Source organism: Streptomyces sp. DSM 116793, assembly GCF_057320905.1.
In genome coordinates this window covers 4,118,809-4,142,563 of record NZ_CM170494.1, presented here as the reverse complement: position 1 = coordinate 4,142,563, position 23,755 = coordinate 4,118,809, and the positions used below count along the sequence as shown (strand labels likewise).

Below are 23,755 nucleotides of genomic sequence, written 5' to 3'. Positions count from 1 at the left end.
AGCCTCCCTTCGGGTGCCCTACGCGTTCAGGACGCCCGTGCCCAGGAGCCCGAAGAGCAGGACGCCGACCGCGATGCGGTAGAGCACGAAGGCGTTGAAGGAGTGCTTGGCGACGAACTTCAGCAGCCAGGCGATGGAGCCGTAGGCCACCACGAACGACACCGCCGTGCCCACCGCCAGCGGCATCACGGGCGCGCCGCCGCCCACCGCGTCCTTCAGCTCGTAGACGCCGGCGCCGGTGAGCGCGGGCAGGCCGAGGAAGAACGACAGCCGGGTCGCGGCCACCCGGTCCAGGTCGAGGACGAGCGCCGTGGACATGGTGGCGCCGGAGCGCGAGAAGCCGGGGAAGAGCAGCGCCAGGATCTGCGAGCAGCCCACCAGCATGGCGTCCTTGAACGACGTGTCGTCCTCACCGCGCTTGTGCCGCCCCATCTGGTCGGCCGCCCACATCACCGCGCTGCCCACGATCAGCGACCCCGCGACCACCCAGAGCGAGGCGAGCGGCCCCTCGATCAGCGGCTTCGCGGCAAGGCCCACGGCCACGATCGGAATGGTGGCGTAGATCACCCACCAGGCGAACTTGTAGTCGTGGTGATAGCGCTCCTCGCGGTTGGCGATGCCCCTGAACAGGGCGCGGACGAACCGCACGATGTCCTTGAAGAAGTAGACGAACACCGCGGCGATGGCCCCGACCTGGATCACCGCCGTGAACGCCACCACGGACTTGTCGTCGACCGGGATGTCCATCAGGCCTTCGGTGATCTTCAGGTGGCCGGTGGAGGAGACGGGAAGGAATTCGGTGATCCCTTCGACGATCCCGAGGACCGTGGCCTGGCCCGTGTTGATGGCGCTCACGTGATCCGTCCTTATGCGCGGGGGAGACGGAAGCGACTGTACTGGAGCGGGCTCGCGGGCCCGTACCGCGCACTGGGCGTGCGGCCCGCCCGGGCGGGCGGTGGGCACCCGGCCACCCGGGCCGCCTGGCCGGCGGGCCCCTGCGGAGGGCGCCCTCCGGGCGGGCGTCTGCCCTCCGGGCGGGGTGGTCCGGTCGTTGCGGGATCGTCCGCCGGTGGGGGCTGAGCGCGCAGTTCCCCGCGCCCCTTCTGGGGTGGGCCCGGACGATGGGGCGTCCTGGGAACGGCCGGGGTGTCCCCCCACGGGGCGCCCCGGCCGTTCGTCTCTCAGTGGTGCACTACCGTGTGGGCCGGCTCACCCCCGGTGACCGCCGTGGCCGTGCCCGTGGCCGCCGTGCCCGTGGCCGCCGTGCCCGTGGCCGCCGTGGCCGTGAGAGCCGTGGCCGTGGTGGTCGTGGGAACCGTCGGGGCCCTGGGGGCCGGCCGCGGTGCCCAGGTCGTCCACGTAGGACGCCACCCAGGCCAGCGGCGCGTTCCAGTTGATCGCCATCTCGTTGGTCGAGTAGGACTCGATGTCGTCGATGTAGCACATCGCGGCCACACACCCCGCGAGCTTCTGCTCCGCCTTCGGGTCCTCCAGCGCGTCGTCGGGGCCGCCCGCCATCGAGCCGGCGATCGGATGGGCGAGGTCCGCGTCGAGCTGGTGGGCGTAGATGCGGTTGTGCTGGTTCTGCGTCGCGCGCTCGCCGAAACCGGTCACGTACGACTGGTTCATCGGGTTCTCGCCGAGGATGTAGTCGACGGCGCCCAGCACGGCGTCCTTGTACTTCGCCCGGCCGGTCAGGTCGGCGGCCGTGGCGAGCACCACCGCGTTGTTGAGCACCTGGCTGTTGGAGCCCCACACCCAGTGGCCGCCCTCCGGGTCGTACGGCATGCCGTACGCGGCCTCGGCGGCGTCCGCGGCGTACCCGTCGGCCGCGGCCGTGACCTCGCCGCGCACCTCGGCGAGCTGCGCAGCGGTGAGCCCGCTGGGCACCGTCGCCAGGTCGAGCGCGCCCAGCGCGGCCGTCGAGCCCCAGGAGAAGCCGCCCTGCGGGAAGACGTCCGCGGTCTCGCCCCACAGCGGGGAGTCCAGCACCGCGTCGCGGTAGGCGGCCTCACCGGTGGTGAGGTACAGCTCGGCCGCGGCCCAGTAGAACTCGTCCGTGACGTTGTCGTCGTTGTACGCGCCGCCGCCCGTGGAGTCCGTCGCGGGGGCGTAGACCGCCGGGTGCGCCACCGCCGCGTCGTACGCGGTGCGGGCCGAGGCCAGCAACTTGCCGGCGAACGCCGGGTCGTGGTCCTCGAAGAGCCGGGCGCCCTGTGCGGCGGCCGCGGCGAGGTTGAGCGTGGCCGCCGTGGACGGCGGGTGCAGCTCACGCGGCTGGTCGTCGTCGGTGGGCTGGGTCGGCAGCGCGGTCCACTGCGCGTCGTGCAGCTTGTGGTGGACCATGCCGGCCAGCTCCTCGCCCTCCGGCACCTGCATCGACATCAGGAACGACAGCTCCCAGCGGGCCTCGTCCAGGATGTCCGGCACACCGTTGCCCCGCTCGGGCACCCGCAGCGTGCCGTCGCCCAGCGCGTCCTTCGACGCGCCCTTCGCGGTCAGCGTCCGCTCGTAGCCCGACAGCAGCTGGGCCGTCGCGATGCCGCCGTTCACCACGTACTTGCCCTGGTCACCGGCGTCGTACCAGCCGCCGGCCGCGTCCAGGGTGTAGTCGCAGGGGTGGGCGGCGACACAGGTCACGTTGTTGTCGCCCTTGTTCGGGGCGACGTTCAGGTGCCCCGCGGGCCGCGCCCAGGCGTCGCCGACGAGGTCGCCGCGGATCTCGACGCCGCTGCGCTCCACGTAGAAGTACTGGAGCGCGTCCTTGCGCAGGTCGCTGTAGATGTCCGCGCCGATGGAGAACGGCTCGCTGGTCTGGTCGCCGATCGTCACCGTGTAGCCGTCGCCGTGCGCCGTGACGTCGCTGAAGTCGAACGACTGCACGTTCTGGCCCGACGACTTGTCCACGCCCCGCGGCGTGGTCGTCCCGCTCGCCACCTCTGTGCCGTCGGCGTCCTTCAGCAACCAGGCGGCGGGCGTGGTCGCGTCCGTGACGAACACGCCGGTCTTCGGCCCGTCGGGCAGGTAGCCGACCTGGTTGACGCGGACCGGTGAGCCGGTGTCCGGGTCGTACGGGGGCGTCTGAGCGCCGCCCGTCAGCGAGATGTCGTCCACGCAGAACGTGTACGCCTCGTCGCTGCCGCCGATCTGGAACGCGAGCTGCGCCGCGGCGTCGTCCGTCTTCGCCGTGAACGTCTGCTGGAACGTCTTCGGCTCGTCGGTGAGCTGGTCCGCCGACGTGAAGTACTGGGTGTACGGCTCCGTGGCCCGCTGGACGTTGGTGGTGACGGTCACCGGGACCGTGGCGCTCGCGGTGTACGTCAGCGCGTAGGTCTCGCCTGCGGTCACCGGCAGGTCGTTCTGCCCGATGATGGCGTCCCACGGGTTGGCGGTGCCGGCCGGCACGTCGGCGCAGAGCCGGCCGTCGACCACCGAGGCCGGGTTGTTCGCGGTCCACCACCAGGGTGCCGTGGCGCCGTCCGCGAAGTCGCCGTTGACGATCTCCTCGGCGCCGGCGCCGGCGCCGGCGCCGGCGGCGGATCCGGCGGCCGGGGCCACGGGCGCGGCGGAGGCGTTCGCGGCGAGCGCGCCGGCCATCAGCCCGGCACAGGCGAGCGCGGCGACCAGGCGGAACACCGGTCTGCCACGCCGCCCACGCCGCACACGGGCCGCACCGGCGGCTTCCTGAACGGGGGGTTGGGTCACGGTCGGATCCTTCCGGGTAACAGGGGCAACGTCGGTGAGCAGAGGGTCGATCGACTCGGCGAGCTGGGTCGGGCGGCGAGCGGCGGCTCCATTCGCGGGGGGCGATATGACCATCGGAGCGGAGGCCCACGTGTCGTGGGGCATCGGGGGTATGGGAGCGCTCCCATACCCCCGCATCGTGGTGGGTTGCCCAAAGGTTCGTCAAGACGTTGGAAGCTTCCGGGACTTCACCTGTGTAACGCGGCAGGTGGTGGTCGGGGTGCGCGTGGGATGGGGCGCGGCGTCTTTCCGGCTGCGGGGTGTGTCGGGATGCGGGGTGTACCGGGCCGTCATGCTCCGGTTGCGGTGGGCGCGGGGGCGGCTCTGGCGCGTTGGCGGACGTTGTGCGAAGGTCGCGTGCGCCGTATTCGGCGCCCCGATCGCGGCGGGCACCCCCGGCGCGCCCGCGTGCTCCCGGGAATGGGGCTCGGCAAGGTTTCTGCAAGGCAACGGCAAGGGCGCTTCGAGGATTTGGCAGGCAATCCGTCGGATCGGCTGGTGACCACCCCCTGCAGTGGCCCGTGGACCGCGGGCCCGCCAACCGGAATCTGCCAACCCATCTGTCCGGCCGCGGAGCCCATCCGCGCGGCGGCAGAGGAAGCACGGGGGATTGTCATGTCTGTCTGGAACACGGCAACGTCACCACCTTCACCGGGGCTGCCTCCGCGGGGGCCGTCTCCGCAGGGGCTGCCCGGATCCCATGGGCCCGGTGTGCAGCCGGAGGAGTGCCGCGACGGCCGGGCGTCCGGCGGCGCCGGGCCCTCCGGTCGCCAGTGGCTCACCAAGGTGGGGGCCAAGCGGGTGCTGGCGATCGTGCACACCGTCACCTACGTCAAGCGGCTGCTCGACGTCCTGGCGCTGCTGGAGGCGGACTTCCGCATCCAGGTGCTGTTCACCGCGCCGCCGCACGTCTTCGGCGACGAGGTGCCCCGCTTCCTCGCGGAGCTGGGCAGCGCGGTGCTGCCCTGGGAGACCGCCACCAGGATGACGTTCGACCTGGCCCTGGCCGCCGGACCCGGCGGTGTCTCGGACGTCCGGGCGCCGTTGGTCGCTCTGCCGCACGGGGCCGCCTACCTCAAGCGGATCACCGAGGCCGGCCCCGCCGAGGCCGGGGTCGCCGGGCTGCGCCGCCGCGACATCCTGCCGGACGGCCGCACCCTGCCGGCCGCGCTGGTGCTGCCGCACACCGACGAGCTGCGGGTGCTCGCACAGAGCTGCCCGGAGGCGCTGCCCGTCGCCCACGTCGTCGGCGACCCGGTCCACGACCGGATCACGGCGAGCCTGCCGTACCGCGCCGCATACCGCCGTGCGCTCGGCCTCGACGACGGGCGGCAGCTGGTCGTCGCCGTCTCCACCTGGGGCCCGCACTCGTCGTTCGGCCGGATCGAGGCGCTGTTGCCCCGGCTGACCGCCGAGCTGCCCGCGGACCGGTTCCGCGTCGCGGTGCTGGTCCACCCCAACGTCTGGTCGGGGCACAGCGCCTGGCAGGTGCGGACCTGGCTGGCGCACTGCACCCGGCGCGGGGTCTCGGTCGTGCCGCCCGAGGCCGACTGGCGCCCCGTGCTGCTGGCCGGCGACTGGATCATCGGCGACCATGGCTCGGTCACCCTCTACGGCACGCTGACCGGTGCCCCGATCCTGCTGGCCGCCTCGCCCGAGCAGGAGATCAACCCGGCCTCGCCCGCCGCGGCCCTCGCCATGACGGCGCCCGCGCTCAGCCCGACGCACCCGCTCCCGAAGCAACTGGAGTACGCGCTCGCCGAGTACCGCCGGGACGAGTACGCCGCCATCGCCGCCCGGATCACCTCCGAGCCGGGCCGCTTCAACCGCACCATGCGCCGCCTGATGTACCGGCTCCTCGGCCTCGGCCAGCCGGCCCACGAACCGGTGACCGTCCCCCTCCCGCTGCCGCCCCCGCTGGAGGAGTGGACGGCACGGGGCGCGGCGGCCGGCCCCGACGACGCACGAGGGGAGGTGCCGGCGTGATGCGCTGCGTCATGGTGGCCGTCCTGGGCGAGGTGCCGGAGGCGGTGGCGCGGGACGCGCTGCGCGGGCCCCGCGTTCGGGGGCCGGTGCTGACGGTGACGGTGCGGCCCGGTGGGGAGGACCCCCGGGGCCCCCGGGACTCCCGGGGTCCCTCGGACGCGTACGGGTACTCCCTGCTGGCATGGGAGGCCGAGGCGCCCGGGGCGCCGGTGCCCGGGGCGCCGGTGCCCGCTGGGTCGGCGGCCGGGGTGCGGGTGCTGGACGAGCACCTTGCCGTGGACGTCGACGGCCTTTGGTACGGCGGGCGCGCGGAGCCCGCCGCGGACGGTGCGCCGGGCGACCGGTGCGTGCCGACGGGCCGGCACGCCCACGACCTGTGTGCTCAGGCGGACGTCCTGCTGCGCAGCCGACCGCGGTCCCACGAACGGTCCGCACGGGCAGCGGCGGAGCTGGCGACGGGGCACGGCGGTTGCCTGCTGGCCGCGGTGCCGCGCGCCGACGGCGGCTGGGCCGTCGCCCGGCCGGCCGGGGACGTCCACCACGTCCGGACGGCCTGGGCGCCCCGGACACCGTCCCCGTCCGGCGCCGACATGTCCGCGCCCGTCCTCCCCGAGCGGCACCTGCTCCTGCCGTCCTGCCTGCACGCCTGGCTGGTGGCCGGACGGGACCTCGACGAGCTGGCGTCGGCCACGCTCGTCCTCCGGTGCTGACCCCGGCACCATGGCGGGCCGGCCTCTGGGGCCGGCCCGTCTCCCCGGGGGTTCCCGGGTTCCGGGGCGGCCTCACCACCGCGACGCATGGTCCCGCCCCTTGGACGCTCCCGGCCGCGTCCGGAGCGGCCGCGTCCGGTCCGGAGTGGGCCTGTGTCCGGAGGGGCCCGTGTCCGGAGGGGCCCGTGTCCGAAGTGGCTGCGTCCGAAGGGACTGCGTGGAAGTGGCCGTGTCCGAAGTGGCCGCGTCAGAAGTGGCCCTGCGTGAAGAGGCCCCGTCCGGACGGCCGCCGTCCCTCACCCCTCATCCGCTACCTGGTTCACCCGCTCCCGCACCCGTCGTGCGTCGGCCGGACTGGTGGTCTCGTAGTGGGTGCGGGCCGCCGCGAAGTGGTCCAGGGCGGCCTCCCGGTCGCCTCGTTCCAGGGCGCTGTCGCCGAGCATCTCCCGTGTCCGGGCCTGCCAGTGGAGCGATCCCGCGGCGCTGAACACGCCGAGTGCCCGGCCGAGTTCCCGCACGCCGGCGTCGTGGTCGCCCGCGACGACCCGCGCGCGGCCGAGCAGTGCCAGGGCACGGGCCGTGTCATGGGGGTCGTGCACGCCGGCGAGGATGCCGTGGGCGCGGGTGAGACGGTCCACGGCGTCCTCGGGCCGCCCCGTGTCGAGGAGCACCTCCCCGAGCACGATCAGCGACAGCGCGACTCCCCGCACGTACCCGCAGCCCTGCCAGGTGTCGATGGCGCGGTGCAGGAACGTGGCCGCCTGCTCGGGGCGTCCGGCGTCGCGGTGACAGGTGCCCAGGCCGTGCAGCGCCTGGCCCTCGTCACGGACGTCGCCGGCGGCGCGGGCCGCCGCGAGGGCGTCCTGGTACCAGGCGATGGCGGTGTCCGTGCGGCGGGCCGCGGTCAGGCCGATGGCGCCGGAGTTCAGCATCTGGCGCTCCGCCTCGCGCCGTTCGGGATGCCCGGAGTGGCGGGCGCAGTCGAGGCCGATCTCGTGCGCCTCGAACCACAGGTCGTAGTGGCGCAGCCGCAGGAACAGCGGCCAGCACGCGTCGACGAGTTGCCACCCGGTGTCGTGCCACTCCCGTTCCGCAGCGGCCCGGACGCAGGCCATCAGGTTCTGCCGCTGGGCGTCGAGCCAGTGCAGCGCGGCCGCGTCGTCGGCGAACCCGGCGGGTTCCGCGGGCGGGTGGGCGTAGTCGCGGGAGAGGACGAACTGCGCCGGGGTGAGCAACTGCTCCGCGGCGGTGGCGGTCGCGAGGTAGAGGTCGCAGACCCGCCGCACGGCCTCTGCCGCGGCCGCCCCGGAGCCGTCCTCGGCCGTGGCCCGGTCGCGGGCGTGGTCCCTGACGAGATCGTGGAAGCGGCAGTCGTCGGGCCCGGGTCTGGCCTCCTCCAGGAGGTTGGCCTCGATCAGCTCGTCGAGCAGCCGCTCCGCCTCGTCCCGCGGGAGCGCACCGGCCGCGGCGGCGGCGCGGGCGTCGAACGTCCGCAGGGGCAGCACCCCGAGCGTGCGGTAGAGGCGGGCGGCGGCGGGGCCGAGGGCGGCGTACGAGAGGTCGAGTGCGCTGCGCACCGCGGTCTCTCCTTCCACTGTGAGGACGGTCAGCGGGCCCGCGTCGCGGGCCAGTGCGTCGGCCATGGTCCGGACGGGCTGCCGGGGGCGGGCGGCGAGCCGGGCTGCGGCCAGGCAGAGGGCGAGCGGCAGCCCTCCGCAGAGCTCCACCACGCGCCGCGCGGCGGCCGGCTCGCCCGCCATGCGCCGTCGCCCGATGCCGCCTGCGAGGAGGGCGAGCCCCGCATCGGTGTCCAGCACCCGGAGCGGATGGAACCGCGCGCCGTCCACGCCGAGGCCGGTCAGCCGGTTCCTGCTGGTGACGACGGTGACGCAGCCCGGGCTGCCGGGCAGCAGTGGGCGAACCTGGGCGGCCGTGAAGGCGTTGTCGAGCATCACCGCGAGCCGGAGCCCGGCGGTCATGGACCGCCACAGGGAGACCTGCTCGCTCGCCTCCGCGGGGACGGAACCGGCGCCCAGCGCGCGCAGGAACTGCCCCAGGATCTCCGTCGGCTGCGCGGGCCGCACGGCGGAGTGCCCTCGCAGGTCGGCGTACATCTGCCCGTCGGGGAAGTCCTCCGCGACCGTGTGCAGCCACGCCGAGACGAGGGTCGTCTTGCCGACGCCCGGGGGGCCGTTGACGACGATCAGCAGCGGCGCGTGCGCGGTCTTCTCCCGCAACAGCACGTCGAGCGCGGCCAGGTCGGGGGCCCGGCTGGAGAAGTGGGCGGGGGTCGGGGGCAGTTGGTGGAGAGCGGGCGGCGGGGACGGCGCGGGGGCGGTGCCCGGCGGCGGGTAGCCCGGGACACCGCCGGGTCCGGGGCCCGGTCCGGTGCCGGTGCCGGTGCCGGGCACGAAGGCGCCCGGCGGATAGGCGCCTGGGGGGTAGGCGACCGGGGGGAATGCGCTCGGCGGGTAGGCGGTCGGAGGGTAGGCGCCCGGAGGGAAGGAGGGGCCGGCGTGGATGTGCACGGAGCCGTGGATGTCGCCGGCCTGGAGGGCGGGGCCGTGGACGTGGGCACCCGCGGTGATGGAGTTGGCCTGTCTGGGGGCGGGCGGGGGAGCGGGTGCGGGTGTGGACCCGGATTCGGATCCCGGTGCGGCTTCCTCCGCCGGGAGCGCCGTTCCGGCTAAGTGCGGATCCCGTTCTGCGAGGAGCGCCACGAGGCCGGAGAGTTCGGCATCCAGTTCCGGGCGTGCCCCGGCGTGTTCGAGGAGCTTGTCCGCGAACGCCCGCACGGACGTGCGGTCGGCCGGTGAGGCGAGGGCCTGCTCCCAGAGCGCCTCCAGACCGCTGGGCCCTGGACCCTGGACCCGGCCCGGACCCTGACGCTGCTCCGGATCGGACTCCGGGCCGGACTCCGGGGCGGACTCGGGGTCGGTCGGCGGGCTCGTCGAGGCGTGCCCGCCGCCGGTGGGGCCGCCCCGGCCTGCCCGTGGTCGGCGCGGTCCAGCTCGGAGCGCCCGTGGTCGGCGGGGTCCGGCCCGGCGTGTGCGGCCGCGGTGACGAGGGCGCCCAACGCCCGCCGCACATACGCCGCTCCCGCACGGCTGGCGTGCTCTGCACCAGCTCCGGAACCCGGACCGTCCGGCCCGCGGAGCGCCACGGCCACCAGTTCCTCGATCCCGGCGCGCGTGACCGTGCCCATACGCCCGTCCCCCCGATGTCCGGCCGCCACCGTCTGCCGACCGCCGCTCACCCGGCCGCCCGGCCGCCCGGCCGCCCGGCCGCAGGGCCGCCGGACCACCCGGCTCTCCGGCCCCGCCTCTCCGCGACTGCGAAGTGGTCGTTCATGAGGTCAGCAGTGGTCGTTCTTTGCGTGTTCGTACCCACAACGAGAGAGAACAATGATCGACACCCGAACAGAACACGACCGACCAGTACAGTGCATGGCCCCACCCGTACAGTTCGATCCGTACGCGGTCCGCCCCCTCTCTCGCCGCCTGCGGCCGTCAAGGCTCTGGGAGAGTTGTGAATTTGGCCAATGTGCGTCCGGCCGTCGGCAGGGGTCAGGGAAGCCCGGGCGGAAGATCGCAGAACAGAGCGGTCTATGGCCTGGGCATAACTGTCCGTTCTGGACTGTGAAGGGCGCGAACACACAGGTCAACCACTGAGGCGGGCTTGACGGACCGCCGCAGAGTGCCGCACTTCACGAACATCAGAAGTAACCGGTACGGGTGCCGTCGCATTCACCAATGCGATTTCTCCGACCCCTCTCCTCGCCCGGCGCTCACTCCGAAAGCGATCACCTACCGACACGCCGGAAACCACGCGGAGGAATACCGGCCAGTGCCCACCACACCGCCCGGCGCGCCGCCCTGGCGGCCCCGTCGGACCCCGTGCCATCCTCGAACGGAAACACGTCAAACCGACCACAAGTGCGCCGAAACCGTGACGTGCCGACGATTCATGTACCAGCGGGAGGTTCGCTGGTGGACATCATGCTCCTCGGTCCGGTGGAACTCCGTGCCGGTGGGTGCATTTTCGAACTGACATCCGACAAGGTGCGCTCCCTCATCGCCGTTCTCGCCTTGGAGGCCGGTAAGCCGATCGCCAGCGACACACTTGTCGAGCGCCTGTGGGAGGGCGATCTCCCCCATGCCCGGGAACGTCTGTACTCGCATGTCTCCCGAGCGCGCAGGCAACTGTCGGAGGCCGCGGAGCTGGAGCGGAACGCTGATCATGCGACTGGGCGCGAGGGCACGGCGAGTTCCGTGAGAGGTGCGACGCCCACCATCAGCGGCCGTGCTCACACCTACACCCTGGAGGTCGATCCCGAACACATAGACCGCCACCGGTTTCGGCGGCTGTGTGACCTCGCCCGCAGGGCGTCCGCACACGGCGAGGACGAGCGGACCGTGGCGCTGTTCGCTGAGGCACGCTCCTTGTGGCGCGGAAAGCCGCTGGCCGGACTGCCCGGCCTCTGGCCCAAGCAGGTGCGCAAGTCCCTGGAGCAGGAGTTCCTCAGGGCGACGGCCCTCAGTAGCGCGGCCTCTCTGCGCCTGGGCCGCTTCGAGGCGGTGGTGGAGGACTTATCCGACATCGTCGAGCGCAACCCGGAAGACGAGCAGCTTGCCGGCCACCTGATGCTCGCCTGCCACGGCAGCGACCGACACGGCGACGCGGTCCGGGTCCACCAGCGGCTCAGGCAGGTGTTGCGTGCTCGATTCGGTGCCGAGCCCGGAGCCGCCCTGGAACGGATCTATGAGGGAGTGGTCGCGAGGCGTCCCATTCCGGATCTATTGCGCGATGCTGTACCCGGGGCCGGGGGAACGACGGTCGTCGTCCCGCGGGCCTCCGCCGTGGCGCCGGCTGCGGAGGGCGGGACTCGTGCAGAGACCGGGGAGCCGGTTTCCACCCGGACGGCACCGGCCGCCGGCGCGGGACCGGCCGGGAGTCCGTCGAAGCATGAGCTGTGGGCCCCGCGTGGCCTGGTGGACACAGACGAACTGCCGTCGGTGGCGCCCCGTCCGCGGATGCTACCGCGCCAGGTCCCCCTCGAGGGCCGGCACACTGAGTTGCACCAGCTCACCACAGCCGTGTGTGCGGGCCATGGCCGGATTGCCGGGCTCATCACAGTCTCCGGGATGCCGGGCGTCGGGAAGACCGCCCTCGCCGTGAGCGCGGCCTACCGACTCGCCGACAGGTTCCCGCACGGCGAGCTGTACATCAATCTCAAAGGCCACGAGGGCTCCCAGGGCCCGCTCAAACCTGAGGCCGCACTCGGCATCCTGCTGCGCGGGCTCGGAGTCCAGCCGGAGTCGGTGCCGGTGAACGTCGACGAGTGTGCCGCACTGTGGAGAGCCATGCTCGCGGGCCGTCGCTGCGTCGTGGTGCTCGACGACGTGGCGGACACGGCCCAGGCGAGGCCGCTGCTGCCGGGGGACTCCGAGTCGGCGGTGATCATCACCAGCCGCCGGTATCTCGCCGGCCTGCCCGACGCACACTCCATGACACTGGAGGCGCTCTCGCAGAAGGACGCGATCGCCCTCTTCCGGCGGCTCGGCGGCGAAGAGCGCACGCGCGACCTCATAGAGGTCGCCCGCATCGTCCGCTACTGCGGTTATCTTCCGTTGGCCGTCGAGATAGCCGCCATGCGTTTCCGCGGCAGGCCCACCTGGGGATTGAACACGCTGACCGAGCGCCTCGGGCGCGGCACGGGCCGACTCAGTGAACTCAGCGACATGGACACGCACCGAGGCGTGGGCCGAGCCTTCTCGATGTCGTATCGCGTGCTCGGCCCGGCCGAACGCCGCGCGTTCCGTCTCCTGAGTCTGCACCCGGGAGCGGGTTTCTCGGCGGAGGCGGCCGCTGCCCTGCTGGACGTGCCGCTGCAACAGGCCGAACGTCTGCTTGAGGCGCTGCTGTCGTGCCACCTCCTCCAGGAGACCGCACCGAACCGGCACAGTTACCACAGCTTGCTGGGCGAATACGCAACGTTGCTGTGCCAGGCCGAGGACAGCGGACCCGAGCGCAACGGAGCTGTGGCCCGCCTGATGGACTACTTCATCTGCACGGCGGACCAGGCTGAGCGCCTGGCGTATCCGCATCGCATCGAGCCCGCTGCGTTTCATGGCATCATGCCCGGGCCGCTCCCGTTCCATCCGACCGCGGACAGCGCGAAGGTCTGGTTCGAGACGGAACGAGAGGCCCTGCTGGCCATCGCACGGCACGCCTTCTCCCATGGCGCAGCCCATCAGGCGGCCGTCCTCGGCCAGTACCTGGCCACCTACTTGGACGCCGAGTGCTACTGGGACGAGGCGAGAGAGGTGGCCGGCAACTCGGCGGACCACTGGCGCCGCCTCGCCGATCACCGCGCCCTGTGCCGCGCACTGCTGTGCCTCACCACCGCCGGTGTGCAGACCGGGCGGTATGCGGCGGCGGCGGCCACGGGGGAAGAGGCGCTGAGACTCGCCGAGGAGACGGCCGATCCGGATGTCCAAGCCGAAGCGTGCCATGCCCTGGCGATTCTCCATCTCGGCCTTGGTGAACACAGTCGGAGCCTGGCACTTCTCGAACGTGCCTATGCAATCAGGGTGGCTTCCGGGACGGAGGGGGGCAGGGCGGCTGTGGAGAACGCACTGGGCACCACGCTTCTCTACCTGGGAGACTACGACAGATCTCTTGAGTACTTCCGTAAGGCGGTTCGGGGCTTCCAGTCCTCCGGTGACGGCAGACGACTGGCCAGGGCTCTGAACAACACAGGAAACCTGTTCAAGCGGCTGCAGAGGAACGACGACGCACGTGCCTGTTTCGAGGAGGCGATCCCTCTCATGCGCGCCTCGGGAAATCGACAGGAACTGGCCGCCGCGACGATCAATCTTGCAGATCTCGTGGCCAATTCCGGCGATCCTTCCTCGACCCGTTCCGCCATTTCACTGCAGAGGGACGCGCTCAGCTTGTTCCGGCTGCTCGGCGACAGGAAGAACCAGGCGCATACTCTGAATGGCACAGGGCAGCTCTTCCTCAGATCGGAGCACTGGGAGGAGGCCATCGAATGCCACCGCAACGCCCTGCTTGTTGCCGATGAGATCGGTGCAACGCGTGAGCAGGAGATTGCTCATCGTGGCCTGGGTGAGGCGGAGTTGGCCCTCGGCAGGACCAGCGCTGCGGCCGATCACTTTCGCGAGGCCATGGATCTTGCAGACCGAACCGACGACAGAATCGAAAGCGTCAGGTCCAGAGAGGCGCTGGCCGATGTCTGCCTGGAGCGGGACGCCAAGGATGAGGCGATGGCTCTGCTTCGGCAGGCTGTCGACGCGGTACGAGGGCACAGCCCGGAAGAGGTGGTCCGACTCAGCGACCGTATCCGGGAGTTGGGTCGCACGACGGCCGCGTGACCGACCGCGGTCACAAGGTGTCCGTTCCCTGCGGCGACATCACGCCTGACTGTGCCGTCGGGTCGAAGGTCCCGGCCGGCCGGGACCGGTGGGGCATACTGCCAGTGGCATAGTCTTAGCCATTGCGAAGCATTCGCCCAAGCGAAGCAGGCACTCGTGGAGCAAACACGCAGTCGTGAATCTCCCCCGGTGTGACCTCGTCTGGCCTTTGAGTGCGCCTGCGAGGGCGTCAGATGCCCTGGCTGGGGGGTGATATGAATTCCGCCACTGTTGCTATGATCCTTTTTTGGTATGCGCGACAATCGTGTGAGAGATGTTTGTCAGGGCGTGTGGGTGACGTGTGAATTGTCCCATTTGTAGTCGTGCGTAGCGAGCTAGGCTCTTGGTCGATTGATGGGCACAATCTGAACGGGATGACGGATGACATACGAGGTGGAGGCGCCGAAGTATGTACGCCTCGCACAGGTCATCCGGCGCCGGATCGAAGAGGGGACGTACCAGCCCGGGACGCGTGTGCCGAGCGAGAGCCAGCTTGCGCAGTCCTTTGGAATGTCACGTCCCACCGTGGTGCGCGCACTCGAACTCCTGAAGCGTGATGGCTGGATCGAGTCCAGGCAGGGATTCGGCACCGTCGTGCGTGGGCGTCCTGAAGCCGTCGAGCAGCGGGCACGGCCTGTGCGGATTGCCTTGGAGCGGGGTGAGAGCCAGACGCAAGGCCAGGTGGTGGACGTCGGCTTCGTTCGGGCACCGGAGCGCATTGCCGAGCTGCTGGACGTCCCCAAGCGGACGATGGTGGTCCTCCGGCGCTTCCTGGTCGAGGAGGACGGCGAACCGACCGAGGTCGTGTGTTCCTACTTCTCCAAGGAGATGGTCGAAGGCACCGAACTCGCGGACCCGGACCCACTGGAGGAGAGTGCGCGCTCGCACGTGGAGGCCCGTAAGAAGGTGCGCTACGACAATGTCCACGAGCATGTGTCCACACGGCCGGCCTCGGATGACGAATCCCGCCTCCTCGGACTGCGCGGTCGCGAGTGGCTGCTGAGCGTGCTCGCCGCGGTACGCGACCTGTCCGGACGTACTCTTCAGGTCGTCGAGGTCCTACTGCCTCCTGACGGGCGCGCACTGGACGGGGTCTATCGCCTGGAGTGAGGTCGTCGGCGGCCACATGCTAAGTCATCTTGTTCTGTATGGACCGTAGGTGACCAGGTGGCTGAGTAGATGAGACGACTGACCCGAGTGGTCTAGAGTGAGTCTCCGCAATCAAGGCCAAGGGCCTCGATCCCCAGCGCTTCTCGACCCGTACTCCCGGTACTTAGGATCTGAATGACCAAAAAAATCGCGGCGCTCATCGTCGGCGTGGCTGCACTCGTCGCCATAGTTGCCGCCACCGAGATCATGCTGCCGATCGCGCCGCAGACTCACTCAGTCACTCAGTAGCTGTCGTCGACGCCGACCGTGCGCGTCACGGTCGGCGTACTGCTCTCTCAGCCAGTCACCCGAGTCAGGGCCGGGGCTCCTTACGCCGAAGGCTCTGCCCGGCCATGGTGCCGAGCGCCGTGGGCCGGCCCGGTCCCGCGGCGGCTTTCGGAAGAACCGGCTTCGGCCCGGTGGGGCGAGGGGAACGTCCGCAGGGGAGGGGGCGGCCCCAAGGTCTCCCCGGCCGCCCCGCACCCGGTACAGCCCCCACCGGAGCGTACGCCCAGGGCGCCGCGTGCCCCCGGGTCCGCTACCCCGCCGCCTCCGACAACGCCTCCCGCAGGTGCCCCCCGGTCCCGGACAGCAAGCGGGCTGCCGTCGGTGCGTCGACCTTGCCGAGGATCATCAGGATCGCGTTCTTCACCTCGCCGCCCGTCGCCGTGAGGGCCTCCTCGATCTCGGTGTCGGAGGCCTCCGTGGCGAGGGCGACGATGCGGCGGGAGCGGGCGCGCAGCTTCTCGTTGGAGGCGCGGACGTCGACCATCAGGTTTCCGAAGGTCTTGCCCAGGCGGATCATCGTGATCGTCGAGATCATGTTGAGGACGAGCTTCTGTGCCGTGCCCGCCTTCAGGCGGGTGGAGCCGGTGAGCAGCTCCGGGCCGACGACGACCTCGATGCCGTGCTCGGCGGCGGCCGCGAGCGGGCTGTGCGCGTTGCACGACAGGCCGATGGTCAGCGCGCCGAGCGCCCGGGCGTGCTCGACGGCGCCCACCGCATACGGGGTGCGCCCCGACGCCGAGATGCCCACGACCACGTCCTCGCCGGTCAGCGCCAGGTCGTCGAGGTCCCGGGCAGCCAGCTCCCCGGAGTCCTCGGCGCCCTCCACCGAGGTGACCATGGCCCCGGGGCCGCCCGCGATCAGGCCCACCACGTCGGACGGGTCCGTGTTGAACGTGGGCGGGCACTCGCTGGCGTCCAGCACCCCCATCCGGCCCGCGGTGCCCGCGCCCGCGTAGATCAGCCGGCCGCCGCGGGACATCCGCTCGGCGGTGGCGTCGATGGCCGCGGCGATCTGCGGCAGCCGCGCGGCGACCGCGGCGGGGACGGTGGTGTCCTCGCCGTTCATGAGCCTGGCGATCTCCTCGGTCGGCAGCCGGTCGATCTCCGCCAGCTCCGGGCGGAACGCCTCGGTGGTGAGGGACGCCAGCTCCGTGCGGAGTGCGCTGTACGTCTCCGGGGACCCGGGGACGGGCGCGGGGGACGAGGCGGCCGGGGCGGGGTCCGCGCCGGAGGCCGAGCTCGCGCCGGAGGCCGAGCCCGAGCCGGACGTCGGGCCGCCCGCTGCGGGCGTGGTGGGGTCGTCGGGTGTGGAGGTCATGGGGTGCGGCTCTTTCCGGTGCTTTCCGTTGTCGTCTGGGCCGTTGTCGTCTCGGGCCGTGGGGGTCTGGGCCGTTGTCGTCTCGGGCCGTGGGGGTCTGCGCCCTTGTCGTCTCGGGCTGTTGTCGTCGGGGGCCGGTGTCACGTGAGTCCGGTGTCGTGTGAGTCCGGTGTCGTGTGAGTCCGGTGTCGTGTGGGGCCGGTGTCGTGTGGGGCCGGTGTCGTGGGGGTGGTTGGGATGTGACGCCGTTGTCACGGTGACCGTTGTCACATGGGCTTGTCATGGGGGCGTTGTCACACGGTGTGTCGCGTGGGACGCGGTGCGGTGGAGTCGGGGGACGGCAGCCGGGGCACCGGCACGGTCCGGGTGCGCGCCGCGGAGCGCGTCCACGGCGGGACGCCGGCTGCGGGCCGCCCAGCGTACGGGCCGCACGGGCCGGGCGCCTGGCGGCGTGGCGGGACGGCGCGGGTGGACGAGGTACAGGGGGACGAGGTACGGGGGGCGAGGTACGGGGGGACCGGGTGCGTGCGCCCCGGGTGCGGGTGGACGTGGTCGGGGTGGTGCAAGGTGCCGGGCGGGGTCGGGGGGCGGTGCGTGGTCGGTTCGGGTCGGGTCGCGGAGGGCCGCTGGTCAGCGGCCGCTTCCGGGGCGGGCCGTGTGGCGGTGGGCCAGCGCCTCGTAGGACGCGGCGAGTGCGGGGGCCGCGGTCTCGTAGGTGCGCTGGGCGACGCCCACGAAGAGGCAGTCCACGACGAGGAGCTGACTGGTGCGGGACGACATCGCGGCCGGCCGCAGCTCGCTCTCGCGGGCCGTGGAGGTGGTCAGGACGTGGTCCGCGTACTGCGCGACCGGGCCGTCGGGCCGGCCGGTGATGGCGATGGTGGTGGCGCCGTGCTCGAAGGCGACGCGCAGCGGCTCGATGACGTCGCCCGTCGAGCCGGAGTGCGTGATCGCTATCGCGACGTCCTTGGTGCGCAGCTGCACGGCGTTGGTGATGGCCAGGTGGGGGTCGCCGTGCGCATGCGCGATCAGGCCGATGCGCAGCAGCTTCTGCGCCAGGTCCTGTCCGACCAGGGAGGATGCGCCATGGCCGTAGATGTCGATGCGGCGGGCGGCGGCGAGGCTGCCGACGGCGGCGCCGAGCTGCACCGTGTCCAGGGCGGCGGCCGTGTCGGCGAGGGTCTGCTGCTCGTCGTAGGCGAGCTTCGCCACGACGTCGGCGATGGGGTCGTCGACCGCTATGTCCGCCGTGACCGCGGGGGCGCGGCCGGACTGCTGCTGGGCGGCGAGGCCGGCCAGCGCGAGGCGGAGGTCGCGGTAGCCCGGGTAGCCGAGGAGGCGGGCGGTGCGCACGACGGTGGCCTCGCTCGTGCCGGTGAGCTCGGCGAGTCCGGTGACCGTGAGGGCCGCGCACCCCGCGGGGTCACCCGCGACCGCCTCGGCGACGCGCTGCATGGAGCGGGTCATGGAAGGCGCCAGGGTGCGGACCTTCGCGGCGAGGGCCGCCGGGGCCGGCGGCGTCTCGCCCAGGAAAATTTCCTTCACATCTTGGGTCACCTTTGAAAGATATTTTCGAAAACGGTGACGGGTCAAGGGGGTGCGGGAGCGCAGGTTACGGCCCGCGTGCGCCGGCGCGCCACGGCCCGGTCCCGGACGCCTCCGGGACCGGGCCTGTACGGCGGGCCGGGCGCCTCCCCGGACCCGGCGCGCGGCCGCGGCGCACAATGGGTGCATGGCGGATTCGGGAGATTCCGGGGCGGCGGCGATCGGCGCCCTGGAGCGGGCGCTGCACGCGGCGCGGGCGCTGGTACTGGCCGACCTCGCGGCCGGGGAGGTGGCGGACGCCGACGTCGTCTCCATGGTCGAGGACTCGGTGGCGCACCGGCGGTGGTGGGTCGAGCAGTGGCCCGAGGGCGCCGCGTACGTCGCAGGCCTGGTCGCCCAGGACGTGCAGGACGCCCTGCTGGAGACGTACGGGCGGTGGCCGCTGTGCCCCGTGTGCCACACCCAGGATCCGCACATCCTCGACGTGCGCCCCGAGCTGGGCCCCGACCCGCAGTGGGTGTGCCACGAGACGGGCGTGCTGGTGGCCCCCGTCGGGGACCTCGGCACCGTGCCGGGGCACGGCCGCGGGACGCCCTCCGCATGACCGTCTACATCGACCCGCCCACCTGGCCGGGGCACGGCCGCATGTGGTCGCACCTGGTCAGCGATGTCTCGTACGACGAGCTGCACGCCTTCGCCGGGCGCCTGGGCGTGCCGCCCCGGGCGTTCGAGCGCGACCACTACGACCTGCCGTCGCACCGGTACGCCGACGCGGTGCGCGCCGGCGCGGTGGAGGTCAGCAGCCGTGAGGTGGTCCGCCTGCTGACGGCTTCCGGGCTGCGGAGGCCGAAGGGGCGGTTGCCGGAGGGGAGATCGCCGGAGGGGAGATCGCCGGAGGGGCGGTGACGGAAGCGGCGGTAAGGGGTTCTTCCCGTGCGCCCGTGCCCCCGCTTCCGCCGGCGGCGACGCCCGTGCTCCCCTCGGCGCCCGTGCTCCCCCCGGAGCCCGTGCTCCCGGCCACCCGGCGGCTGGGCGCGGGCGTGCCGCGGTGCAGGCGCGCCGAGACGGCCACCACCGCGAGCGCGACCACGGCCATCGCGGCGCCCGCCCACGCCGTGGCGGCGTAGCCGAAGCCCGCGTCGATCACCGTGCCGCCGACCCAGGGGCCGCCGCTGTTGCCGAGGTTGAAGGCGGCCGTGGTGGTCGCACCCGCCAGCGTCGGCGCGGCGCCGCCCAGGTTGAACATCCGGGCGTTCAGCGCCGGAGCCGTGTAGAACGCCGAGACGCCCAGCAGCAGCGAAAGACCCACCGCCGCGACGGGATACCCGCTGAACAGCGCGAGCGCCACGAGCAGCACCGCACTCGCCGCGATGCCGGATGACATCACCCCGAACAGGTGCGCGTCCGCGATCCGCCCGCCGACCGTCGTACCGATCAGCGCGCCCACCCCGAACAGCGCGAGCACCGTCGGCACCCAGCCGTCGTCGAGGCCCGCCACCTCCGTCAGCACCGGCGCGAGATAGCTGAACAGGCAGAAGACGGCACCGCCGGAGAGCGCGATGAGGACGACCGACAGCCAGACCTGCCGGTCCCGGTAGATGCGCGCCTCGCGGCGCAGTTGCGGCATCCGCCGCGGCCGGGGGATGGCCGGGATGAGGGTCGCGATACCGGCGAACGCGATCGCGGACGCCGCCCCCACCGCCCAGAACGCGGCGCGCCAGCCGAGGCCCTCGCCGAGGAAGGCACCGGCCGGCACGCCCAGCACGTTGGCGATCGACAGGCCGCCTATCATCACGGCCATGGCGCGTGCCCGCGCCGTCACCGGCACCATCGCGATGGCGACGGCCGCGCCCACCGCCCAGAACCCGGCGCACGCCAGGGCGCTCACCACCCGCGACACGAACAGCACTCCGTACGTCGGCGCCAGCGCCCCCGCGACCTGGCCCAGACCGAAGACGGCGATCAGGGCGAGCAGGGTCGCGCGGCGCGGCAGCCGCAGCGTGGTGACCGCGAGCAGCGGGGCGCCCACCACCATGCCGATCGCGAACGCCGAGATCAGCAGGCCCGCCTGGGGGATGGTCACCCCCATGTCGTCGGCGATCGGCGGCAGCAGCCCGGACAGCATGAACTCGCTGGTGCCCAGCGCGAAGACGGCGAGGCCGAGGACGTAGACGGCCAGCGGCATACGGGAACGGGACGGGGAACGGCCGGAGCGGGAACGGGTGGTGGGGTCGAGGGGGCCCGCGCCCGTCGAGCCGGTGGTCGCGCCGGTGGGCGAGCCGGTGGTCGCGTCGGTGGCCGAGTCGGTGTGCGCCGGGGCGCCTCCGGTCGCCGCCGCGGCCGTTCCTGAGAGCGGGACGGAGTGCGGGGTGGAGAGGGTGTCGGCGGTGGGCACGGAGACGGAGACGGAGACGGAGACGGTGTCGTGAACGGACTCGGAGACGGAGACCGCGTCGTGAACGGACTCGGAGGCGGCGCCGGAGACGACGCCGGTGTCGGCGTCAGCGGGCAGGGGGATCGGGCCGGTGGGCTCGGGGGCAGGCATGTTCAGGGGAACGGGTGTTCCCTGCGGCCGCATTCCCCGTCTGAGCCGGCGTCATACGGAGAGCAGCTCCAGTTCCGTGCTGAGGTTGTGGCGGGCCGGAGCCTCCCAGTGGGCGGCACCGTAGGGGGTGCGGAAGAGCGCGGGGAGCGCGAGGAGCTGGCGCAGTACGCCGGCGCGGCCCGCGCGGAACGCGTCGTCCGGCACGAAACCGTACTCCTCACGGACCGCCGCCGCATACGCGGCGTACTCCGTCGCCGGCGCGGCGAGCACCGCCAGGTCCGCGTCGCACAGCACCTCTCCGTCCGCGTCGGCGGGCCGCGGGTCGTGGGTGACGGTGAGCCGGACGAGACGGGCCACCTCCGCGGTGGGGCCGGGACCGAGCCCCGCCTCGGGCAGCGCGCGCTCGGCCAGCGCGGCGGACCGCTCCTCGTTCTCGGAGCGGTCCGGCCGGTAGACGGCGTCGTGGAACCAGGCGGCGAGCCGGACCACCGCCGCGTCCCGCGCATGCGCCTGGAGGACGTCGATGCGGTCGAGGACGGCCACCAGGTGGTCGGTGGTGTGGTAGCGCCGGTGGGGCTCCGCCCAGCGGACGAGGAGGTTCTCGGCGTACGGCGCGGGGTCCGGGTCCGGCGCGCCGCCGCGTGCCGCGAGCAGGGCCGCGCGCCAGCGCTCGCGCAGGTCGTCGTGGGCGGGGTGCGGCGGGAGGGGGGCCATGCGGTCCATTATCGGGGGCGGGTGCGGATGATTCGGGGGACGGGTTCCGGGTTCTCCGTGACCGGCTCGGACGGGACGGCGGCCGGCTGGGTGCGGGTTCGGGGGACCGTGGGTTCCGGGGGTCGTGTGTTCTGGGCTTGCGGGCTCCGGGGACCGTGGGTTCCGGGGGCTGGCCGGGGCGGGTCCGCCGCCGGCCGGGTGCGGGGAGCGGGGTTGCCTCTAGCGTGGAGTCATGACTGCAGACGTACGAGATGTGCTCCACGCGCGCCATGCCGGCCGTCCCGGTGCCGCGACCGGTGCGGAGGCGTCCGACCCCGAGCTCCCCGGGCAGCTGCTCCGGATCGAGCGCGACGCGCTGCTGCCGCTGCTGCGCGCCCGCGACGCCGAGGACTTCGCCCTCTACACCGCGTGCCCCGGCTGGACGGTCCGCCATGTGGTCGCCCACTGCAGCGCCGCGCTGCTGCGGGTGGTGGAGGGCCGGACCGGTGACGGGGCGTTCACGCCCGAGGGCAACGAACGGGACATCGCCGAGCGCGCCGACTGGCCGCTCGAGCGGCTGCTGGACGAGCTGGAACGGGGCATGACCGACGCCGGCCCGGCCATCGCCGAGGCCGGCGGCCCGCTGGACGGGGTGGCGCTCGGCGAGTGGGTGCACGCCGGGGATGTGCGGGACGCGCTGGGCGAGCCGGGGGCGTACGCGGGGGACGGGCTGCCGTATGCGCTGGCGCTGCTCGCGCGGTGCAGCCGGGAGCGCGGATACCAGGCGTTGCACGCGGACCTCGACGACCAGGACGAGCCGCTGCTGCTCGGCGCAGCGGCCGGGGACGCGCCGCCGGCCCGGTACATCGGCGACTCCCCGACGCTGGTCCGGCTGTACACGGGGCGTCCGGTGGTGGGGGCGCGGTATGAGCTGGCGGGGGCGAAGGAGAGGGATCTGCTGTTTTACCGGTGAGGCCGGGGCTCCTTCCTGCGGTGTCGGTGCGGCCGTGCTTCCGGCCCGGCCGTGTTTCGGGTGCGGCCGTGCCGGCCGGCCCAGCCGTGGTGCCGGTGCCCCGGTGCAGCCGTGGTGCCGGTGCAGCCGTGGTGCCCCGGTGCAGACGTGGTGCCGGTGCACCGATGAGGCCGTGCGCCCGGTGGCGCCCGGGGGGCTTTCCAGGGGCGCGGCGTGGTCCGTCTCCTCGGGGTGCCGGTGCGGGTCCGGCGGTGGGTCAGTGGACTAGACCTGTAAATTGAGGCTGTCGTCCGTCGAGCGAGGAGCGGGGTTCCATGAGCAAGCCTGCGGGCCGTGCGCTGCTGGAGGTGATCGCCCTCGACGCCGAGGACGCGCTGGCCGCCCAGGAAGGGGGCGCCGACCGGCTTGAGCTGGTCTCCGAGATGGCCGCCGACGGGCTGACGCCGTCCCGCGCGACCTTCGCCGCGGTGCATGCCGCCGCGCGCGTCCCGGTGCGGGTGATGATCCGCCTCGCGGACGGCTTCACGCCGGCCACGGCCGGTGAGCGGGCGGCGCTGGTGCGCCGGGCGAGGGAGCTGCGGTCGGACGGGGCCGAGGAGTTCGTACTCGGGTTCCTGGACGCGACCGGGGCGCCGGACCTCGCCATGCTGGAGGAGCTGGTGGGCGAGCTCGGCGGGTGCCGGTGGACGTTCCACCGGGCCATCGACCATGCGGCGGACCGGGAGGCGCTGCGGAAGCAGCTCGCCGATGCCACCGGCCTCGACACCTATCTGACGGCGGGCTCGGCCCGGGGCGTCGACCACGGCATGCCGGTGCTGCTGGCGGAGGCCGCGCGGCGCGGCGAGCCCGGGTACGAGCAGGAGCTGCTGGTGGGCGGGGGACTGCGGCTGGCGCATGTGGCGGCGCTGCGGGACGCCGGTGTGCGCGCGTTCCACATCGGCGGCGCGGCCCGCCCCGGGGGGTGGGGTGGTCCGGTCTCCCCCGGGGCGGTGCGGGAGTGGCGGGCCGCGCTCGACGCGTGAGGGCGCCCCGGCGGGCGCGGCTTGTCGTGTGGCTCGGGTCTGTGGGCGCGACCAGTCGCGACGCGCCTGCGGCGGGCGACGGGCCCGGCCACTCGCGGCCTCGTCGCCGGTGTCCGCTGGTGGGGGTTGTGCGCGCAGTTCCCCGCGCCCCTTTTTCGGCTGCGCCGAGTTCCTTGTGGGTTCGTTGCGGGCTGCGGGTCGGTGGGGGTTGTGCGCGCAGTTCCCCGCGCCCCTTTTTCCGGCTGCGCCCAGCCCCTTGTGGTTTCGTTGCGGGCTGCCCGCTGGTGGGGGCTGGTCGCGCAGTTCCCCGCGCCCCTTGCGGGGTGGCCCCCGCCTGGAGGTGCCC

General features: G+C 73.0%; 15 protein-coding genes. 8 read left to right on the top strand and 7 right to left on the bottom strand.

The annotated features are described in order from the left end of the window. Nucleotides 1-18: 18 nt before the first annotated feature. On the bottom strand, nucleotides 19-855 hold the full coding sequence (locus ACSMXW_RS15930) for an undecaprenyl-diphosphate phosphatase (RefSeq protein ID WP_485807137.1): 837 nt from the start codon (nucleotides 853-855) through the stop codon (nucleotides 19-21). A 354-nt stretch (nucleotides 856-1,209) separates the two neighbouring features. Beyond that, nucleotides 1,210-3,597: a glycoside hydrolase family 9 protein gene (locus ACSMXW_RS15925; RefSeq protein ID WP_485808073.1), complete on the bottom strand. Its 2,388-nt coding sequence runs from the start codon at nucleotides 3,595-3,597 to the stop codon at nucleotides 1,210-1,212. 933 nt (nucleotides 3,598-4,530) lie between these two features. Here ACSMXW_RS15925 and ACSMXW_RS15920 point away from each other — a divergent pair. Continuing rightward, nucleotides 4,531-5,730: a hypothetical protein gene (locus ACSMXW_RS15920; RefSeq protein ID WP_485808072.1), complete on the top strand. Its 1,200-nt coding sequence runs from the start codon at nucleotides 4,531-4,533 to the stop codon at nucleotides 5,728-5,730. Beyond that, nucleotides 5,727-6,440, top strand: coding sequence for a hypothetical protein (locus ACSMXW_RS15915; protein WP_485807135.1), 714 nt, complete (start codon nucleotides 5,727-5,729; stop codon nucleotides 6,438-6,440). Before ACSMXW_RS15920 ends, ACSMXW_RS15915 begins: the two co-directional genes overlap by 4 nt. A 296-nt stretch (nucleotides 6,441-6,736) precedes the next feature. On the opposite strand, the gene ACSMXW_RS15910 is transcribed toward ACSMXW_RS15915, so the two are convergent. Next, the gene (locus ACSMXW_RS15910) at nucleotides 6,737-9,235 is read right to left on the bottom strand and encodes a tetratricopeptide repeat protein (protein WP_485807134.1); all 2,499 of its coding nucleotides are present in this window, start codon (nucleotides 9,233-9,235) and stop codon (nucleotides 6,737-6,739) included. Between the two features lie 1,203 nt (nucleotides 9,236-10,438). On the opposite strand from ACSMXW_RS15910, the gene ACSMXW_RS15905 reads away from it, so the two are divergent. Together ACSMXW_RS15905 and ACSMXW_RS15900 are read left to right on the top strand one after the other, a co-directional pair. Next, the gene (locus ACSMXW_RS15905) at nucleotides 10,439-13,837 is read left to right on the top strand and encodes an AfsR/SARP family transcriptional regulator (protein WP_485808071.1); all 3,399 of its coding nucleotides are present in this window, start codon (nucleotides 10,439-10,441) and stop codon (nucleotides 13,835-13,837) included. Nucleotides 13,838-14,257: 420 nt separating this feature from the next. Further along, nucleotides 14,258-14,986, top strand: a complete 729-nt coding sequence (locus ACSMXW_RS15900) for a GntR family transcriptional regulator (protein ID WP_485807132.1) — start codon at nucleotides 14,258-14,260, stop codon at nucleotides 14,984-14,986. A 577-nt stretch (nucleotides 14,987-15,563) separates the two neighbouring features. Here the strand turns inward: ACSMXW_RS15900 and murQ are convergent. Continuing rightward, nucleotides 15,564-16,631 (bottom strand): N-acetylmuramic acid 6-phosphate etherase, encoded by a 1,068-nt coding sequence (gene murQ / locus ACSMXW_RS15895; protein WP_485807130.1) that lies wholly within the window; start codon nucleotides 16,629-16,631, stop codon nucleotides 15,564-15,566. 630 nt (nucleotides 16,632-17,261) lie between these two features. Continuing rightward, nucleotides 17,262-18,188, bottom strand: a complete 927-nt coding sequence (locus tag ACSMXW_RS15890) for a MurR/RpiR family transcriptional regulator (RefSeq protein WP_485807128.1) — start codon at nucleotides 18,186-18,188, stop codon at nucleotides 17,262-17,264. A 175-nt stretch (nucleotides 18,189-18,363) separates the two neighbouring features. Between ACSMXW_RS15890 and ACSMXW_RS15885 the strand changes: the two genes are divergently transcribed. Further along, nucleotides 18,364-18,780, top strand: coding sequence for a hypothetical protein (locus tag ACSMXW_RS15885; protein WP_485807127.1), 417 nt, complete (start codon nucleotides 18,364-18,366; stop codon nucleotides 18,778-18,780). Then, nucleotides 18,777-19,082, top strand: coding sequence for a DUF4031 domain-containing protein (locus ACSMXW_RS15880; RefSeq protein ID WP_485807125.1), 306 nt, complete (start codon nucleotides 18,777-18,779; stop codon nucleotides 19,080-19,082). The genes ACSMXW_RS15885 and ACSMXW_RS15880 overlap by 4 nt, the downstream gene beginning before the upstream one ends. On the opposite strand, the gene ACSMXW_RS15875 is transcribed toward ACSMXW_RS15880, so the two are convergent. Together ACSMXW_RS15875 and ACSMXW_RS15870 are read right to left on the bottom strand one after the other, a co-directional pair. After that, nucleotides 18,973-20,361 carry a Cmx/CmrA family chloramphenicol efflux MFS transporter gene (locus ACSMXW_RS15875; protein ID WP_485808069.1) on the bottom strand — a complete coding sequence of 463 codons (1,389 nt, stop codon included), beginning with the start codon at nucleotides 20,359-20,361 and terminating at the stop codon, nucleotides 18,973-18,975. The two genes, ACSMXW_RS15880 and ACSMXW_RS15875, sit on opposite strands and share 110 nt — an antisense overlap. Before the next feature lie 411 nt (nucleotides 20,362-20,772). Next, nucleotides 20,773-21,444, bottom strand: coding sequence for an HD domain-containing protein (locus tag ACSMXW_RS15870; protein ID WP_485807123.1), 672 nt, complete (start codon nucleotides 21,442-21,444; stop codon nucleotides 20,773-20,775). Nucleotides 21,445-21,667: 223 nt separating this feature from the next. Here ACSMXW_RS15870 and ACSMXW_RS15865 point away from each other — a divergent pair, with 223 nt between their 5' ends. Beyond that, nucleotides 21,668-22,387 (top strand): maleylpyruvate isomerase family mycothiol-dependent enzyme, encoded by a 720-nt coding sequence (locus ACSMXW_RS15865; protein ID WP_485807121.1) that lies wholly within the window; start codon nucleotides 21,668-21,670, stop codon nucleotides 22,385-22,387. A 314-nt stretch (nucleotides 22,388-22,701) separates the two neighbouring features. Continuing rightward, nucleotides 22,702-23,409, top strand: a complete 708-nt coding sequence (locus ACSMXW_RS15860; RefSeq protein WP_485807119.1) for a copper homeostasis protein CutC — start codon at nucleotides 22,702-22,704, stop codon at nucleotides 23,407-23,409. Nucleotides 23,410-23,755 lie beyond the last annotated feature (346 nt).